11 protein-coding genes are annotated in these 17,225 nt (G+C 69.0%); 4 read left to right on the forward strand and 7 right to left on the reverse strand.

What is annotated here, in order from left to right; translation table 11 throughout:
* The 5 genes from ACESL7_RS04000 to ACESL7_RS04020 all read right to left on the reverse strand — a co-directional run.
* The coding region (locus tag ACESL7_RS04000) for a glutathione S-transferase family protein (protein WP_372891684.1) at positions 1-543 on the reverse strand (543 nt) is incomplete at its 3' end.
* A 57-nt stretch (positions 544-600) separates the two neighbouring features.
* On the reverse strand, positions 601-1,389 hold the full coding sequence (gene mtgA / locus ACESL7_RS04005) for a monofunctional biosynthetic peptidoglycan transglycosylase (RefSeq protein WP_372891685.1): 789 nt from the start codon (positions 1,387-1,389) through the stop codon (positions 601-603).
* A 188-nt stretch (positions 1,390-1,577) separates the two neighbouring features.
* The gene (gene gltB, locus ACESL7_RS04010) at positions 1,578-6,116 is read right to left on the reverse strand and encodes a glutamate synthase large subunit (RefSeq protein ID WP_372891687.1); all 4,539 of its coding nucleotides are present in this window, start codon (positions 6,114-6,116) and stop codon (positions 1,578-1,580) included.
* Positions 6,113-6,577: a GFA family protein gene (locus ACESL7_RS04015; protein ID WP_372891689.1), complete on the reverse strand. Its 465-nt coding sequence runs from the start codon at positions 6,575-6,577 to the stop codon at positions 6,113-6,115. Before ACESL7_RS04015 ends, gltB begins: the two co-directional genes overlap by 4 nt.
* Positions 6,578-6,605: 28 nt before the next feature.
* Complete coding sequence (locus ACESL7_RS04020) at positions 6,606-8,039, reverse strand: NAD(P)-dependent oxidoreductase (RefSeq protein WP_372891691.1); 1,434 nt, start codon at positions 8,037-8,039, stop codon at positions 6,606-6,608.
* Positions 8,040-8,263: 224 nt separating this feature from the next.
* Between ACESL7_RS04020 and ACESL7_RS04025 the strand changes: the two genes are divergently transcribed.
* The gene (locus ACESL7_RS04025) at positions 8,264-9,067 is read left to right on the forward strand and encodes an undecaprenyl-diphosphate phosphatase (RefSeq protein WP_372891693.1); all 804 of its coding nucleotides are present in this window, start codon (positions 8,264-8,266) and stop codon (positions 9,065-9,067) included.
* A gap of 3 nt (positions 9,068-9,070) precedes the next feature.
* Here ACESL7_RS04025 and carB read toward each other — a convergent pair whose 3' ends face one another.
* Positions 9,071-12,412 (reverse strand): carbamoyl-phosphate synthase large subunit, encoded by a 3,342-nt coding sequence (gene carB, locus ACESL7_RS04030; protein WP_372891695.1) that lies wholly within the window; start codon positions 12,410-12,412, stop codon positions 9,071-9,073.
* 158 nt (positions 12,413-12,570) lie between these two features.
* Between carB and bchE the strand changes: the two genes are divergently transcribed.
* Entirely contained in the window at positions 12,571-14,235 is a 1,665-nt protein-coding gene (gene bchE, locus ACESL7_RS04035) for a magnesium-protoporphyrin IX monomethyl ester anaerobic oxidative cyclase (RefSeq protein ID WP_372891697.1), read from the forward strand.
* A 13-nt stretch (positions 14,236-14,248) separates the two neighbouring features.
* A complete protein-coding gene (bchJ, locus tag ACESL7_RS04040; protein WP_372891702.1) occupies positions 14,249-14,851 on the forward strand; it encodes a bacteriochlorophyll 4-vinyl reductase in 603 nt (200 codons plus the stop codon).
* A 3-nt stretch (positions 14,852-14,854) separates the two neighbouring features.
* Here the strand turns inward: bchJ and ACESL7_RS04045 are convergent, their stop codons facing one another.
* Entirely contained in the window at positions 14,855-16,096 is a 1,242-nt protein-coding gene (locus tag ACESL7_RS04045) for a class I SAM-dependent methyltransferase (protein WP_372891699.1), read from the reverse strand.
* Between the two features lie 179 nt (positions 16,097-16,275).
* Here ACESL7_RS04045 and aspS point away from each other — a divergent pair.
* Positions 16,276-17,225: aspartate--tRNA ligase (aspS, locus tag ACESL7_RS04050; protein ID WP_372891701.1), on the forward strand; the 950-nt coding region annotated here is incomplete at its 3' end.

The following is a 17,225-nucleotide window of genomic DNA, read 5'->3' on the forward strand; positions in this document are numbered from 1 at the left end:
GTGCCAGTCCACGTCCGAGATGTAGTCGAGCGCCGAGAGATGCGCGGCCGCCGCGAAATCGGCGAGCGTCATCGCGTCGCCGGCCAGCCAGCGCCGGTGATCGAGAAGGTGATGCATGTAGTCAAGGTGGAACTTGATGCGCTGCGCGCCGGACTTGACGTTGCGGCTGTCCGGGTAGCCCTGCTTCATCACCTTCTTGTTCACGCGTTCGTAGAGGAGCCGCGTGGTCACCTCGTGATGGAAGGCGTCGTCGAACCAGCCGACGAGCCGGCGCATCTCGGTGCGCGCGGCGGGCGTCTCGGGCACAAGGCGCGACTCGGGGCGCGTCTCGTCGAGGTATTCGCAGATCGCGGCGCTCTCGGCGAGGGTGAGCCCGTCGATCTTCAGCACCGGCACCTTTCCGGCCGGGTTACGGCGCAGGAAATCCGGGTCGCGTTCCCAGTAGCGTTCCTCGACGAGTTCGACCTCGATCCGCTTCTCCGCCAGCGTCAGGCGGACCTTGCGACAGAAGGGCGACAGCGGAACGTGGTAGAGGCGCGCCATGGCGGGCTCCCTCCGATGTGGTGGACCCGGGAGACTTGCCTTGCCGCAAGCCGATTTTCAATCCTCCGACGCGGCGACGCAGTCCGCGCGCCCGTCCCGGGCGAGCGTCGCCGCCCCGTCCCGGATCGCCGCCGCGCGGCGGCGCACGAAATCCGAGGGCGCGGCCGGATCGCGCATCCGGGGCGCGGGCAGGATCGCGGCGAGGCGTGCCGCCTGCACGGCCGACAGGTCCGCGGCAGCGACGCCGAAGTGATACCGCGACGCCGCCTCGACGCCGAAGACGCCCTCGCCGAACTCCGCGACGTTCAGATAGACCTCGAGGATCCGTCGCTTGGGCCACGCGACCTCCACCACCGGCGTCAGCCCGGCTTCGAGCGCCTTCCGCGGCCAGCTTCGCCCGTGCCAGAGATAGACGTTCTTGACGACCTGCTGGGTGATGGTCGAGGCGCCGCGCCGCCCGCCGTCCTCGAGCGCGGCGCGGATTTCCTGCAGGTCGAAGCCCCAGTGGCGGCAGAACCGCGCGTCCTCTGCCGCGAGGGCCGCGCGCGCCATGACCGGGGCGATTCGCTCCATGGGCATCCATGTCTGCTGCACGCCGCCGAGGCGCTGCACCTCGCCGGCCATGTAGGGCGTGAGCGGCGGATCGACGACACGGTAAAGGAGCACCGCGAAGAGCGCAGCGGCAAGCGCGAGGCCCGCAATCCGGCGCGCGAGGCGCAAGAGCCGCACCGGCAGCCGCGCGAGTTCCATCGCTGTCCGGCCGACGGCACGGAAAAAGCCGCCGCCGCGGCCTTCGGCGGGGCCGGCGTCGTCATCCGGCGGGGGTGAGGGTGCGCGACGGGCCATCGGAACGCCGAATAGCAGAGCGGGCGCGCCTCGGCAGCCCCGGACGCGGGTTCAGGCGCGCGCGCCGCAAGGCGTCCCGCCTTTCGGTCCGGGGCGACCGATGGGCCGGGCGCCGTCCCACCGCGGGACGCGCCTGACCCCGCCCGCGCCCCGGCGGGCGGCGGCGCCAATCCGCCGCCGTTGCGCCCTCATTCCGCCGGCACCGCCGTCTCCTCGAGGCCGATGGGATGTGCGAGCTTGTCGAGCATCTCCTTCGGGCAGACCTGCAGGAAGTTGGCGCGTTCGGTCTCCCAGTGCTGGATGATGTCGGCGGCCCGGCGCGAGCCGGTCTCGGCGAGGTGGCGCTCGATCAGCCCCTTCAGCTCGGCCTCCCAGTGCGGGACCGTGACGGGGCAGGTCACGAGGCTCGTCGTGTTCATCAGCTGCTCGGCCTGGCCTTCGGGGTCGTAGAGATAGGCCATGCCGCCCGTCATGCCGGCGCCGAAGTTCGCGCCGATGCTGCCGAGGATCACCGCGACGCCGCCGGTCATGTATTCGCAGCCGTTCGAGCCACAGCCCTCGACCACCACATGCGCGCCGGAGTTCCGGACCGCGAAGCGCTCGCCCGCGCGACCGGCGGCGAAGAGGTGCCCGTCCGTCGCGCCGTAAAGCACCGTGTTGCCGATGATCGTGTTGTCGGCCGCGGTGAGCGGGCTTTCCATCGGCGGGCGCACGACGATCGTGCCGCCCGAGAGACCCTTGCCGACATAGTCGTTGGCGTCGCCCGAGACCTCCAGCTTCAGGCCCGGTGCCGCGAAGGCGCCCAGCGACTGGCCCGCGCTGCCGCGCAGCTTCACCGTCAGGTGATCGGGCTGCAGCGCGTTGCGCATGCCGAAACGGGTCACGATGTGGCTCGAGACGCGGGTGCCCACCGTGCGGTGGGTGTTCTGCACCGCGTAGGAGAGCTGCATCTTCTCGCCGTCCTCGAGGAAGCGCGCCGCGTCGCGCACGATCTCGGCGTCGAGCGTGTCGTCCACGGTCTGACGCGGCTTGTCGCGGTCGTAGGTGATCTCCTTCGCGCTGTCGACCGTCAGCAGGAGCGGGTTCAGGTCCAGGTCGTCGAGATGCGCGGAGCCGCGGCTTACCTGCGTCAGCAGATCGGCGCGGCCCACCACCTCGTCGAGCGAGCGCGCGCCGATCTCGGCCAGCACCTCGCGCACCTCCTGCGCGTAGAAGGTGATCAGGTTCACCACCTTGTCGGCATTGCCGGTGAACTTCTCGCGCAGGGACTCGTCCTGCGTGCAGACGCCGACGGGGCAGGTGTTCGACTGGCACTGCCGGACCATGATGCAGCCCATCGAGATCAGCGCGGCGGTGCCGATGCCGTATTCCTCGGCCCCCATCATCGCCGCCATCACGATGTCACGGCCCGTGCGCAGCCCGCCGTCGGTGCGCAGCGTCACCCGCTCGCGCAGGTTGTTCATGGCCAGCACCTGATGCGCCTCGGTGAGGCCCATCTCCCACGGCAGCCCGGCATACTTGATCGAGGTCGCCGGCGAGGCGCCCGTGCCGCCGTTGTGCCCGGAGATCAGGATCACGTCGGCCTTGGCCTTCGCCACGCCCGCCGCGATGGTGCCGACGCCGGAGGAGGCCACCAGCTTGACCGTCACCTTGGCGCGCGGGTTGATCTGCTTCAGGTCGTAGATCAGCTGCGCCAGATCCTCGATCGAGTAGATGTCGTGGTGCGGTGGCGGCGAGATCAGCGTCACGCCCGGCGTCGAGTGCCGCAGCCGCGCGATCAGCTGCGTCACCTTCATCCCCGGAAGCTGGCCGCCCTCACCGGGCTTGGCGCCCTGCGCCACCTTGATCTCGAGCTCCTCGCAGTGGTTGAGGTATTCCGCCGTCACGCCGAAGCGGCCCGAGGCGACCTGCTTGATCTTGGCCGACGGGTTGTCGCCATTGGGCTCGGGCACGAAATGCGCCGGATCCTCGCCCCCCTCGCCGGAGTCGGACTTCGCGCCGATCCGGTTCATGGCGACGTTGAGCGTCTTGTGCGCCTCGGGCGAGAGCGCGCCGAGGCTCATGCCCGGCGTCACGAAGCGCTTGCGGATCGAGGTGATGCTTTCCACCTCCTCGATCGGCACGGGCCGGCCCATCGGCTTCATGTCCAGAAGGTCGCGCAGATGGATGGGCGGCTGCGCCTTCATGGCGGCCGAATACTGCTTCCAGACCTGGTAGGAGCCCTGATTGCAGGCACTCTGCATCATGTGCATCGTCTGCGCGCCCCAGGCGTGGGTCTCGCCGGACTTGCGCATCTTGTAGAAGCCGCCGATCGGCAGGACGTTCGCGCCGCCTTTCCAGCCCTGCGCGTGCGCCTCCTCGACCTTGCGCTGCACGCCGCTGACGCCGATGCCCGAGATGCGGCTGATCAGGCCCGGGAAATACTCCGCGCACATCGCGCGCGAGAGACCCACCGCCTCGAAGTTGAGGCCGCCGCGGTAGCTGGAGATCACCGAGATGCCCATCTTGGACATGATCTTCAGCAGGCCCTGGTCGATCGCGGTGCGATAGCGCTTCACCGCCTCGGTCAGCGGACCGTCGAGCAGGCCGCGCTCGATCCGCTCGGCGAGGCTGTCCTCCGCGAGGTAGGGGTTCACCGTGGTCGCGCCCGCGCCGATCAGCACGGCGAAGTAATGCGGGTCGATGCACTCCGCGGCCCGCACGTTGATCGAGCAGAAGGTCCTGAGCCCCTGCCGCGTCAGGTGCGAATGCACGGCGGAGGTGGCGAGGATCATCGGCATCGCCACCCGGTCGGGGCCGGAATGGTGATCCGTCAGCACGAGGTGTCCCGCGCCCGAGCGCACCGCGTCCTCGGCCTCCGAACGGATGCGGGCGAGACCGTCGCGCAGCGCGCCCTCGCCGCCGCCGGCCGGGAAGGTGCAGTCGATCTCGGCCATCTCGGCGTTGAACTGGCGCACCATCTCGTCGAACTGCGCGTTCGCGACGAAGGGGCTGTCGAGCACGAGGATCTCGGTCTGCGCCGAGGACTCGTCGAGCACGTTCTTCAGGTTGCCGAACCGGGTCTTGAGGCTCATCACCCGGTATTCGCGCAAGCTGTCGATCGGCGGGTTCGTCACCTGGCTGAAGTTCTGCCGGAAGTAGTGGCTGAGCGGGCGATACTTCTTCGAGAGCACCGCGGGCGGTGTGTCGTCCCCCATCGAGGCCACGCTCTCCTTCGCGTCCTCGGCCATCGGCGCGAGGATCTGCTCGAGCTCCTCGACGGTGTAGCCAGCCGCCATCTGCCGGCGCCGCAGCGCGTCGCCCGAGAAGAGCGGCACCTCGTCGAGCTTCGAGAGCCGCGCGTCGAGCTCGGTGATCTTGCCGACCCATTCGCCGAAGGGCTGGCTCGCCGCGAGGCGATCCTTGATCTCGGTGTCGTGGAAGAGCCGGCCCTCGGTCATGTCCACGGCGAGCATCTGCCCGGGACCGAGCGCGCCCTTCTCCTGCACGCTGCCCTCGTCGGTGGGGACCATGCCCGCCTCCGAGCCCGCGATCACCAGCCCGTCGCCGGTGACGACGTAGCGCATCGGGCGCAGGCCGTTGCGGTCGAGCCCGGCGCAGACCCAGCGCCCGTCCGTCATGGCGAGCGCGGCGGGCCCGTCCCAGGGCTCCATCACCGCGTTGCAGTAGGCGTACATGTCGCGCCAGGGCTTGGGCAGTTCGACCCGCGCCTGCGACCACGATTCGGGGATCAGCATGGTCTTGGCCATCGGCGCGTCGCGGCCCGCACGCACCAGCACCTCGAAGACCGAGTCGAGCGCGGCGGAATCCGACGAGCCCTGCGCCACGATGGGCTTGATGTCCTCCGCCATGTCCCCGAAGGCGTTCGAGGCCATGCGGATCTCGTGGCTCTTCATCCAGTTGACGTTGCCCTTGAGCGTGTTGATCTCGCCGTTGTGGGCGAGCATGCGGAAGGGCTGCGCGAGCCACCACTGCGGGAAGGTGTTGGTCGAATACCGCTGATGGTAGATCGCGAAGGCGGATTCGAAGCGCGCGTCCTGCAGGTCGGGATAGAAGTCGGCCACCTGCTCGGCGAGCATCATGCCCTTGTAGATGATCGACCGGCACGACAGCGACGCGATGTAGAGCGCGCCGACGCCCGCGGCGGCCGCCGCCTTCTCGATGCGGCGGCGGATCACGTAGAGCTCGCGCTCGAAGGTCTCCTCGTCCACGCCCTTGGCGTTGGAGATGATGATCTGCTCGATCTCGGGGCGGGTGGCGTTCGCCTTCTCGCCGAGCACGGAGATGTCCACCGGCACGTGGCGCCAGCCGTAGATGGCGTGGCCCATGCGCAGGACCTCGGTCTCGACGATCGTGCGGCAGGTCTCCTGCGCGCCGAAGTCGGTGCGCGGCAGGAACACCTGCCCGACCGCGATCAGACGGTCCTCGCGCGGCTCGTGGCCGGTGCGCCGGATCTGGTCGTAGAAGAAGGGGACCGGGATCTGCACATGGATGCCCGCGCCGTCGCCGGTCCTGCCGTCGGCGTCCACCGCGCCACGGTGCCAGACCGCCTTGAGCGCGTCGATGCCGTGCTCGACCACCTTGCGCGAGGGGGTTCCATCCACGGACACGACGAGGCCCACCCCGCAGGAGGCGCGCTCGGTCTCTTCCACGTAGAGCCCCGCGTCGGCGACACGGCGGCGCTTCGCCGCCTCGGCGGCGGCCCAGTCGGTGACGTGCTCGGTCATGCGTGTCCCTCCTCTTTGGGGGCGTATTTCGCGAAGGTCTCGGCCCGGGTGAGCGTCTCGCGTCCGGCCATGCCCTCGAAGCTCAGCGTGTCGGGGCGGCAGTCCGCGAAGATCTCGTTGCGGAACACCAGCCCGTTCGGATCGTCCAGAAGGCCGATCGGGATCTCGTAGTCGCCGTAACCGGCGGTGCCCGGCGCTGTGACGCGGTACCAGAGGCCCGCGCCACAGCCCGTGCACCATGCCCGTTCGGCCCAGGCGGAGGATTGCAGGCGACCCACGGCCTCGGCCCCCGCGACCTCAACCCGCTCGGCCGGGACGGCGACCGCGACGAAGGCCGCGCCGGTCCAGCGGCGGCACATCTCGCAGTGGCAGGCGCCGTAGTCCCGCGGCATGTCGCGGAGCGTCATCCGCACCGCGCCGCAAAGACACCCCGCCGTCCTGTCGCCGACCGTCGCGCGCATCGCGCCGCTCCTTCCGCGCCGCCCGTGCTTACTCGGCCGCAACGGCGGGCTGCGCGGCGAGATCCTCGAGGATCGCCTGCGCGGCGTCCCGCCCGTCGCGGATCGCCCAGACCACCAGCGAGGCGCCGCGCACGATGTCGCCCACCGCGTAGACGCCGGGCAGCGCAGTGCGCCCGCTCGTGAACTCGGCCTTGACCGTGCCCCAGCGCGTCACCTCGAGGCCATCGACGCCCCAGAGCTTCGGCAGCTCCTCGGGCTCGAAGCCGAGCGCCTTGATGACCATGTCCGCGGGCTCGGCGTAGTCGGCACCCTCGATCACCTCGGGCGACTGACGACCCGTCGCGTCCGGCGTGCCGAGGCGCATGCGTTGCACGATGACCTCCTCGACCGGGTCGCCGACGAAGCCCCGGGGGGCGGAGAGCCAGACGAACTCGACGCCCTCCTCCTCGGCGTTGGCGACCTCGCGCTGGCTGCCGGGCATGTTGGCGCGGTCGCGGCGGTACAGGCACTTCACGCTCTTCGCACCCTGCCGCACGGCGGTGCGCACGCAGTCCATCGCCGTGTCGCCGCCGCCGATCACCACGACGCGCTTGCCTTCGGCGTTCAGCTCGCCCGAGTCGAACTCCGGCACCTCGTCGCCGAAGCTCTTGCGGTTCGAGGCGGTCAGGAAATCGAGCGCGCGCACGATCCCCTGCGCGCCGGCACCGGGGCCGGGCAATTCGCGCGCCTTGTAGACGCCGGTGGCGATCAGCACGGCGTCGTGCTTGCCGCGGATCGCGTCGAAGGAGATATCCTCGCCCACGTTGCAATCGAGCACGAACTCGACACCGCCGTCGGAGAGCTGATCGTTGCGGCGCGTGACGACGTCCTTCTCGAGCTTGAAGCCGGGGATGCCGTAGGTCATCAGCCCGCCGGCGCGGTCGTACCGGTCGTAGACGGTGACCTGCACGCCCGCGCGGCGCAGGATGTCCGCGGCGGCAAGGCCGCCGGGCCCGGCGCCGATGATGCCGACGCTCTCCTCGCGCTCGGCGGCGGGGCGGATCGGCTCGACCCAGCCTTCCTCCCACGCCGTGTCGGTGATGTACTTCTCGACCGCGCCGATGGTGACGGTGCCGTGGCCCGACTGCTCGATCACGCAGGCCCCTTCGCAGAGCCGGTCCTGCGGGCAGATGCGGCCGCAGATCTCGGGAAAGGTGTTCGTCGCCTGGCTGAGTTCGTAGGCCTCGCGCAGGCGGCCCTCCGCGGTCAGCATCAGCCAGTCGGGGATGTTGTTGTGCAGCGGGCAATGGCTCTGACAGTAGGGCACGCCGCATTGCGAACAGCGCCCGGCCTGCTCCTCCGCCTTCTCGTGCGCGTATTCGGCGTAGATCTCGTGAAAATCATGCGCGCGCACGTTGGCGTCCCGCTTCTCGGGCATCGCCCGCGCGGTCGAGACGAACTTGAGCATCTGCTGTCCGGACATCGCACACTCCCTGCGGCCCTTGTCGTGGAGCGTCTGCATATAACACACGCGCCGCCAATAAAAGGCAGTCATACTGACCTAATATCGCTTTTCCGACACCGGAACCGCGACCCCGCGCCGCGCTGCAGCAGTTTTTAGGTACCAAAGCGGACCTATATGCCGGCTTTCCTTTGGGGCGCATTGGCTTATACCGGGCGCCGACCGGCCGGAGGGATGCGCGCGGCATGACGCTTTTCCATTTGATCCTCGTCGCCGTCCTGCAGGGCGTGACCGAGTTCCTGCCGATCTCCTCCTCAGGGCACCTGATCCTGTTGCCGGGGCTCACCGGCCTCGCCGACCAGGGGCTCGCCATCGACGTCGCCGTGCACGTCGGCACGCTGGCCGCCGTGGTGCTCTATTTCTGGTCCGACGTGCGCGAGGCGGTGCTGGGCGTGCCGCGCCTCCTGACCGGGCGGGCGGACACGCCGGGCGCCCGTCTCGCGCTGCTTCTGCTGGTCGCCACCCTGCCGGTGATCGCCGCGGGGCTCGCGCTGCGTCTTGCCGGGCTCGACGCGGCGCTGCGGTCGGTCGTGGTGATCGGCTGGACGACGCTGGGCTTCGGCGTGCTGCTCTGGGTGGCCGACCGCTTCGCGCCGGCCGCGCGCGCGGCCGAGGGGTGGTCGCTGCGGCACGCGGCGATCCTCGGGCTCTGGCAGGCGGTGGCGCTGATCCCCGGCACCTCGCGGTCGGGCATCTGCATCACCGGCGCGCGATTCCTCGGCTACACCCGGCACGGGGCAGCGAAACTCGCCATGCTGATGTCGATCCCGACGATCCTCGCCTCCGGCGGGCTGCTGGCGATCGAGGTCGCGGCAGAGGCCGACGCGGCACTGGCCCGCGACGGCGCGATCGCCGCCGGCTTCGCCTTCGTGGCCGCGCTCGCCGCGCTGACGCTGATGATGCGGCTTCTGCGGAGCGTGAGCTTCACGCCCTACGTGCTCTACCGCATCGCGCTCGGCTCGGCGCTCCTGATCTGGGCCTACGCCTGAGGCTCAGTGCTGCAGCGGCTTCACGGCGAGGTCGTCCTCGCGGCTCGCCTGCATGGCGAGCGCCGCGGCATGGGCGGCGGCGGCCGTCGTGAAGTAGGGGATCTTCGAATAGAGCGCGACGGAGCGGATCTCGCGGCTGTCCTCGACGGCCTGCGCCCCCTCGGTCGTGTTCATCACCAGGTCGATCTCGGCGTTCTTCAGCCGGTCCACGATGTTGGGCCGGCCCTCGTAGACCTTGTTGACGTCTTCGCAGGGAATGTCGTTCTCGCGCAGCCAGGTGGCGGTGCCGCGCGTCGCCGCGATGGTGAAGCCGAGCGCGACGAGCGTGCGCGCGGCCTCCTGCATCAGCGGACCCTTGTCGGCGTCGCGGATCGAGACGAAGGCGCGCCCGCCCGCGGGCAGCACCATGCCCGCGCCCATCTGCGCCTTGAGGAAAGCGCGCGGGAAGCTGCGGTCCCAGCCCATGACCTCGCCCGTCGAGCGCATCTCGGGGCCGAGGATCGTGTCCACGCCGGGGAAGCGCGCGAAGGGCAGCACCGCCTCCTTGACCGAGAACCACGGCATGTTCGGGTCCGCCAGCGTCATCGGATCGGCAAGGGGAAGGGGGTGGTCGTAGCCGGCATCCTTGTAGGGCGGACGCTTGGCGAAGGCCGAGAGCGGCTCGCCCGCCATGACGCGCGCGGCGATCGCGGCGATGGCGCTGTCGGTCGCCTTGGCGACGAAGGGCACCGTGCGCGAGGCGCGCGGGTTCACCTCGATCAGGTAGATCTCGCCGTCCTTCACCGCGAACTGCACGTTCATCAGGCCCACCACGCCGAGCTCGAGCGCGAGCGCGCGGGTCTGGCGGCCGATCTCGGCCACGATGGCGTCGGGCAGGGAATGCGGCGGCAGGCAGCAGGCCGAATCGCCGGAGTGCACGCCCGCCTCCTCGATGTGCTGCATGACGCCGGCGACGTGGACCTCCGTGCCGTCGGCGATGGCGTCCACGTCCACCTCGACCGCGCCCGAGAGATACCCGTCGAGCAGGACGGGGTTCCGGCCCGAGACGACCACCGCCTCGTCGATGTAGCGCTCGAGATGCGCCATGTCGCGGACGATCTCCATCGCGCGGCCGCCGAGCACGTAGGAGGGCCGGATCACCAGAGGGAAGCCGATGTCTTCCGCGATGGCGACGGCCTGCGCCTTGGAGGCGGCGAGGCCGTTCTTCGGCTGCCTGAGCGCGAGCTTGTTCACCAGCGCCTGGAACCGCTCGCGATCCTCGGCGAGGTCGATGGCATCCGGCGTGGTGCCGAGGATCGGGATGCCCTCGGCCTCCAGATCGTTGGCGAGCTTGAGCGGCGTCTGCCCGCCCAGCTGCACGATCACGCCGGCGAGCGTGCCGTTCTCCTGCTCGACGCGCAGGATCTCGAGCACGTGCTCCAGCGTCAGCGGCTCGAAATAGAGCCGGTCGGAGGTGTCGTAGTCGGTGCTCACCGTCTCGGGGTTGCAGTTGACCATGATGGTCTCGAAGCCCGCGTCGGTGAGCGCGTAGCAGGCATGACAGCAGCAGTAGTCGAACTCGATCCCCTGCCCGATGCGGTTCGGCCCGCCGCCGAGGATCACGACCTTCTTCCGGTCGCTGGGCCGCGCCTCGCATTCCACCTCGCCCATCATGGGCGCCTCGTAGGTGGAATACATGTAGGGCGTCTGCGCCTCGAACTCCGCCGCGCAGGTGTCGATCCGCTTGAAGACGGCCGTCACCCCGAGGTTGGCCCGCGCGCGGCGCACCTGTGCCTCCTCCCGGCCCGTCAACACGGCGAGCCGGGCGTCGGTAAAGCCCATCATCTTGAGATCGCGCAGGCCCTGCTCGGTGACGGGCAGGCCGTCGCGGCGCACGCGGTCCTCGGCCTCGACGATCTCGCGGATGCGGGCGATGAACCACGGGTCGTATTTCGTGACGCCGTGGATCTCGTCGTCCGAAAGCCCGTGGCGCATCGCCTGCGCGACGAGGCGCAGGCGGTCGGGCGTCTGCCGGCTGAGCGCGCGGATCACCGCCGCCTCGCCCTGTTCGGGGTCATCCGCGCCCTCGATGGCGATCTCGTCGAAGCCCGAGAGCCCGGTCTCGAGGCTCGACAGCGCCTTCTGCATCGATTCGTGGATCGTGCGGCCGATGGCCATCGCCTCGCCCACGGACTTCATCGCGGTGGTCAGCGTGGCCTCTGCGCCCGGGAACTTCTCGAAGGCAAAGCGCGGGATCTTGGTCACGACGTAATCGATGGTCGGCTCGAAGGAGGCCGGCGTCACCTTGGTGATGTCATTGTCGAGCTCGTCCAGCGTGTAGCCCACGGCGAGCTTCGCGGCGATCTTGGCGATGGGAAAGCCCGTGGCCTTCGACGCCAGCGCCGAGGAGCGGCTCACCCGCGGGTTCATCTCGATCACGACCATGCGCCCGGTCTCCGGGTGCACGGCCCACTGCACGTTGGAGCCGCCGGTTTCCACCCCGATCTCGCGCAGGACGGCGATCGAGCCGTTGCGCATGATCTGGTATTCCTTGTCGGTCAGCGTGAGCGCGGGCGCCACGGTGATCGAATCGCCCGTGTGCACGCCCATCGGATCGACGTTCTCGATCGCGCAGACGATGATGGCGTTGTCCGCCTTGTCGCGGACGACCTCCATCTCGAACTCCTTCCAGCCGAGGAGCGACTCGTCGATCAGGATCTGGCCCACCGGCGAGGCGTCGAGCCCCGAGCGGCAGTAATGGACATAGTCGTCGCGGTTGTAGGCCACGCCCCCGCCCGTGCCGCCGAGAGTGTAGGCGGGGCGGATGATCGCCGGCAGGCCGATCTCGTCCAGCGCCTCGAGCGCGGTCTGCACGCCGGCCTCCACGTCGAGCGTGCCGTCGTCGCGCTTCGGCGCGCTCACGATGGTGGCGGCGGGGTTCTCGAGCCCGATGCGCTCCATCGCCTCGCGGAAGAGGCGGCGGTCCTCTGCCATCTCGATCGCCTCGCGGCGGGCGCCGATCATCTCGACCCCGTGTTCGGCGAGCACGCCCAATTCTTCCAGCTTCAGCGCCGTGTTGAGGCCGGTCTGTCCGCCCATCGTCGGCAGCAGCGCGTCGGGTTTCTCCTGCGCGATGATCCGCGCCACCACCTCGGGCGTGATCGGCTCGATGTAGGTCGCGTCGGCGAGGCCCGGGTCGGTCATGATGGTCGCCGGGTTCGAGTTCACCAGGATCACCCGGTAGCCCTCTTCCCGCAGCGCCTTGCAGGCCTGCGCGCCGGAGTAGTCGAACTCGCAGGCCTGCCCGATGATGATCGGCCCCGCGCCGATGATCATGATCGAGCGGATGTCGGTGCGTCTGGGCATGGGGAACCTCGGCGGAGGGGCGGGCAAATCCGCGCGGGTTATAGACCAGCACGGCAGGTGCGCAAGGGGGCGGCGCGTACCGTCGCGGCGGGTTGATCTGTGTCAAGCAAAAGTGACAGGTCTTGTGCGAGTGTCCCTCCCAACGAGGGAGTAAGACCATGCGCATTCTGTTCGTCCACCCCAACTACCGCTCCGGCGGCGCGGAGATCGCGGGCAACTGGCCGCCCGCGTGGGTCGCCTACCTCACCGGGAGCCTGCGCGACGCGGGTTTCGACGATATCCACTTCGTCGACGCGATGACGAACGACCTCTCCGACGAGGAGGTGGCGGCGCGGATCGAGGCGATCCGGCCCGACGCGATCGGCGTCACCGCCATCACGCCGTCGATCTACAAGGCCGAGGAAATCCTGAAGATCGCCGAGGAGAAGGCGCCGCAGGCCGTGCGCATCCTCGGCGGCATCCATGCCACCTTCATGTACAAGCAGGTGCTCTCCGAGGCGCCCTGGATCGACGTGATCGTGCGCGGCGAGGGCGAGGAGATCGTCACCGAGCTGATGCTCGCCATCGAGGACGGCCGCTGGCCCGACGACCGCTACAGGATCAAGGGCCTCGCCTTCCGCGACGGCGAGCAGATCGTGGCGACCGAGGCCGCGCCGACGGTCAAGAACCTCGAGGGAATCAAGCCCGACTGGTCGATCCTCGAGTGGGAGAAATACATCTACATCCCGCTCAACACCCGCGTCGCCATCCCCAACATGGCGCGCGGCTGCCCCTTCACCTGCTCCTTCTGCTCGCAGTGGAAGTTCTGGCGCGACTACCGCGTGCGCGAGCCCAAGGCGGTGGTGGACGAGATCGAGGACCTCGTGGAGAACCACGGCGTCGGCTTCTTCATCCTCGCCGACGAGGAGCCCACCATCAACCGCAAGAAGTTCGTCGAGTTCTGCCAGGAGCTCATCGACCGCGACCTGCCGCGGCGGATCCAGTGGGGCATCAACACCCGCGTCACCGACATCTACCGCGACCGCGAGCTGCTGCCCTTCTACCGCGAGGCGGGGCTGGTGCACGTCTCGCTCGGGACCGAGGCGGCGGCGCAGATGAAGCTCGACCAGTTCAACAAGGAAACCAAGGTCGAGGAGAACAAGCAGGCCATCAAGCTCCTGCGCGACGCCGACATCTTCGTGGAGGCGCAGTTCATCGTCGGGCTCGACAACGAGACCGAGGAGACGCTGGAAGAGACCTACCGCATGGCGTGGGACTGGCAGCCGGACCTCGCCAACTGGGCGATGTACACGCCCTGGCCCTTCACGCCGCTCTTCCAGGAGCTCAAGGACAAGGTCGAGATCTACGACTTCTCCAAGTACAACTTCGTCACCCCCATCATGAAGCCCGCGGCGATGGAGCGCGGCGAGCTTCTGAACGGCGTGATGAAGAACTACCGCCGCTTCTACATGCAGAAGGCGCTCTTCCACTATCCGTGGCGGGGCACGGGCTACCGCCGGCGCTACCTGCTCGGCTGCCTCAAGGCCTTCATGAAGGCGGGCTTCGCACGCACCTTCTACGACCTCGGCAAGGCCGGCTACTGGGGGCCGCAGTCCAAGGACAAGGTGGATTTCCACTTCGACGAGACGCGCCAGATCGCCGAGGCGCAGATGGAGGACTGGGAGGCCGCCGCCGACCGCGCCGCGCGCGCCAAGGAACGCCGCGAGGCCGTGCGCGCGCAGATGAAGGACCGGGCCGAGGTTCGGCGCGAGAGTTTCAAGATGCCCAACGGCGCCGAGGTGAAGGCCTGCGGCGGGGGGGCCGAGCAGATGGAGGAGGCGTGAGATGGCGGCCGTCATGGAAGACTTCAGCCGATACGAGACGCCGCAGCCCGTCCATCCGGCCCTGATCGGGCCGAACGCCATCCTGCAGCTCGACCCGCTGCTGCGCGCCGCGGGGCTCGACCGTGCCGTCTACGAGGCGGCCGACCTCGACGCGCTGCCCGACGGCGAGAGCATGATCGACGAGGCGCCGGTCGCGCGGGTGCATCAGGCGCTGCGCCGCCTCGCGCCCGACATGGCCGAGGGGCTCGCCTACGAGGCCGGCGTGATGACCGGGCGCTACATCCTGACGCACCGCATTCCGCAGACGGCGCAGTCGATGCTCCTGTCGCTGCCCTGGCGGCTTTCCGCGCGGCTCCTGGCGCGGGCGATCGCGGCCAACGCCTGGACCTTCGCCGGCTCGGGCGAATTCCGCGTGCTCACGCCCTTCTCCTTCGAGCTTCAGGACAACCCGATCGTGCGCGGCGAGCGCGCGGATCACGCCATCTGCCACTGGCACTGCGGCGTGTTCACGACGCTCTACGCCGCGCTGGTGCATCCCAAGATGCGCTGCATCGAGACCGAGTGCGGGGCGACCGGCTATCCCGCCTGCCGCTTCGAGCTCGTGCGCGAGACCTGAGCGCTACTCGCCCGCCTTGAGCTGCTGCGCGGCGGCGACGGGCGGGTGATAGAGATACTCGCGCGTCGCCGGGATGGTGTCCTGCCGGCGCGTGAGCTGCATCTGGAACACGCCCTGCCGCGTGGCGTCGAAGGCCGCCTCGCAGGACACGAGATAGAAGCGCCACATCCGCACGAAGCGCTCGTCGTTGATCTGCCGCACCTTGTCGAGGTTCGCCTCGAACCGCTTGCGCCAGTGCCCGAGCGTGCGCGCGTAGTGATAGGTGCCCTGCAACACCTCGAAATCGGTGCCGTGCAGCCCCGATTTCTCGATCGCGGGGGCGAGTTCGGACAGGGACGGCGTGTAGCCGCCCGGGAAGATGTACTTGTTGAACCACGGCATCTGCGCCGTCGGTTCCTCCATCCGCCCGATCGTGTGAATGAGCGCGATGCCGTCCTCGGCCAGAAGCTCGGCCACCTTGTCGAAATAGGTCTCGTACTGCGGCACGCCCACGTGCTCGAGCATGCCGACGCTCACGATGCGGTCGAAGGACTCGTCGAGCTTGCGGTAATCGAGCAGCCGGAACTCCACCCGGTTCGAAAGCCCCGCCGCCTCCGCCCGCGCCCGGGCGCGCTGCAGCTGGTTCTCCGACAGTGTCACGCCCACGACCCGCGCCCCGTAGTCGCGCGCCAGCGTGATCGCCATGCCGCCCCAGCCGCAGCCGATGTCGAGCACGCGGTCGCCCTCGCGGATCATCAGCTTCTGCGCGATATGCGCCTTCTTGGCCTCCTGCGCCTCCTCCAGCGTCATGTCCGGCCGCGCGAAATAGGCGCAGGAATACTGCCAGTCCTCGTCGAGGAAGAGCGCGTAGAGATCGTCGCTCAGGTCGTAGTGATGCGCCACGTTCTGCCGGGCGGTGAGCGGCGTGTTCTTCATCGCCCAGCGCCGCAGCGCGAAGCGCAGGCGGTCGATGCCACGGATCCAGGGCGGGAACTGCCCGGCCCTGCGGTTGGCCAGCAGCAGCACGATCAGGTCGTAGAGCGCATCCTTCTCCACCTCGATCGCGCCGTCCATGTACCCCTCGCCCAGCGCGAGCTCGGGGTTCAGGCAGAGCCGGCGATAGATGCCCGGATCGGTGAAGCGCGCCTCCGCTTCAAGATCCCCGCCGGGGCCGTAGCTTCGGCGTTGCCCGTCCGGGCCGGTGATGGTCAGCCGACCGCGGACGATGAGCCGGCGCAACATGCTGTCGAAGACGCTTTCCCACATGACATACCCCCTGGTGTCCGGATGTCGAACGCCCGAAGGCGCACGACGGTTCAACCTTCCCCCGGAAGGAAAGTATTACATCTGATTCGCGTTTCCTCAAATGACGCGGGCCACGCGCCCTTGACTTCCGGCCCCCTGCCGAGTGTATCGGCGCCGGATCGCTGACCCGGAGGGCAAGTATGCACGCCTATCGCACCCACACCTGCGCCGACCTCGACACCTCGGCCGTCGGGGACACCGTGCGCCTCGCCGGCTGGGTGCACCGCGTGCGCGACCATGGCGGCGTGCTCTTCATCGACCTGCGCGACCACTACGGCGTGACGCAGGTGCTCTGCGACCCGGACAGCCCGGTCTTCGCCGAGGTGGAAAAGGTCCGCTCCGAATGGTGCATCCGCATCGACGGGGCGGTGAAGGCGCGCGATCCCTCGCTGATCAACCCGAAGCTCCCCACCGGCGAGATCGAGGTCTACATCCGCGACATGGAGGTGCTCGGCCACGCGCAGGAGCTCCCGCTCATGGTCTTCGGCGATCAGGAATACCCGGAGGAGACGCGCCTGCGCTACCGCTACCTCGACCTGCGGCGCGAGGAGATGCAGCGCAACATGACGCTGCGCGCGGACGTGATCGCCTCGATCCGCCGGCGCATGTGGGACATCGGCTTCCGCGAGTATCAGACGCCGGTCATAACCGCGTCGTCCCCCGAGGGCGCGCGCGACTTCCTCGTGCCCTCGCGGCTGCATCCGGGGAAGTTCTACGCGCTGCCGCAGGCGCCGCAGCAGTTCAAGCAGCTGCTGATGGTCTCGGGCTTCGACAAGTACTTCCAGATCGCGCCCTGCTTCCGCGACGAGGATCCGCGCGCCGACCGCTCGCCCACCGACTTCTACCAGCTCGACATGGAGATGAGCTTCGTCACGCAGCAGGACGTGTTCGACACGATCCAGCCGGTGATCGAGGGCCTTTTCGAGGAGTTCGGGCAGGGCCGCACGGTGGACAGGCACTGGCCGCAGATCCCCTACCGCGACGCGATGCGCTGGTACGGCACCGACAAGCCCGACCTGCGCAACCCGATCCGCATGGATATCGTGAGCGAGCACTTCCGCGGCTCCGGCTTCAAGATCTTCGCCGACCT

The organism is Rhodosalinus sp. (genome assembly GCF_041685465.1).
GTDB lineage: Bacteria > Pseudomonadota > Alphaproteobacteria > Rhodobacterales > Rhodobacteraceae > Rhodosalinus.

Bases quoted from the DNA above. Each gene is read 5' to 3' on its own strand.
- mtgA (WP_372891685.1), bottom strand. From the start codon at position 1,389: ATGGCCCGTCGCGCACCCTCACCCCCGCCGGATGACGACGCCGGCCCC.
- ACESL7_RS04045 (WP_372891699.1), bottom strand. From the start codon at position 16,096: ATGTGGGAAAGCGTCTTCGACAGCATGTTGCGCCGGCTCATCGTCCGC.
- ACESL7_RS04025 (WP_372891693.1), top strand. From the start codon at position 8,264: ATGACGCTTTTCCATTTGATCCTCGTCGCCGTCCTGCAGGGCGTGACC.
- gltB (WP_372891687.1), bottom strand. From the start codon at position 6,116: ATGACCGAGCACGTCACCGACTGGGCCGCCGCCGAGGCGGCGAAGCGC.
- bchE (WP_372891697.1), top strand. From the start codon at position 12,571: ATGCGCATTCTGTTCGTCCACCCCAACTACCGCTCCGGCGGCGCGGAG.
- ACESL7_RS04020 (WP_372891691.1), bottom strand. From the start codon at position 8,039: ATGTCCGGACAGCAGATGCTCAAGTTCGTCTCGACCGCGCGGGCGATG.
- bchJ (WP_372891702.1), top strand. From the start codon at position 14,249: ATGGAAGACTTCAGCCGATACGAGACGCCGCAGCCCGTCCATCCGGCC.
- ACESL7_RS04015 (WP_372891689.1), bottom strand. From the start codon at position 6,577: ATGCGCGCGACGGTCGGCGACAGGACGGCGGGGTGTCTTTGCGGCGCG.
- carB (WP_372891695.1), bottom strand. From the start codon at position 12,412: ATGCCCAGACGCACCGACATCCGCTCGATCATGATCATCGGCGCGGGG.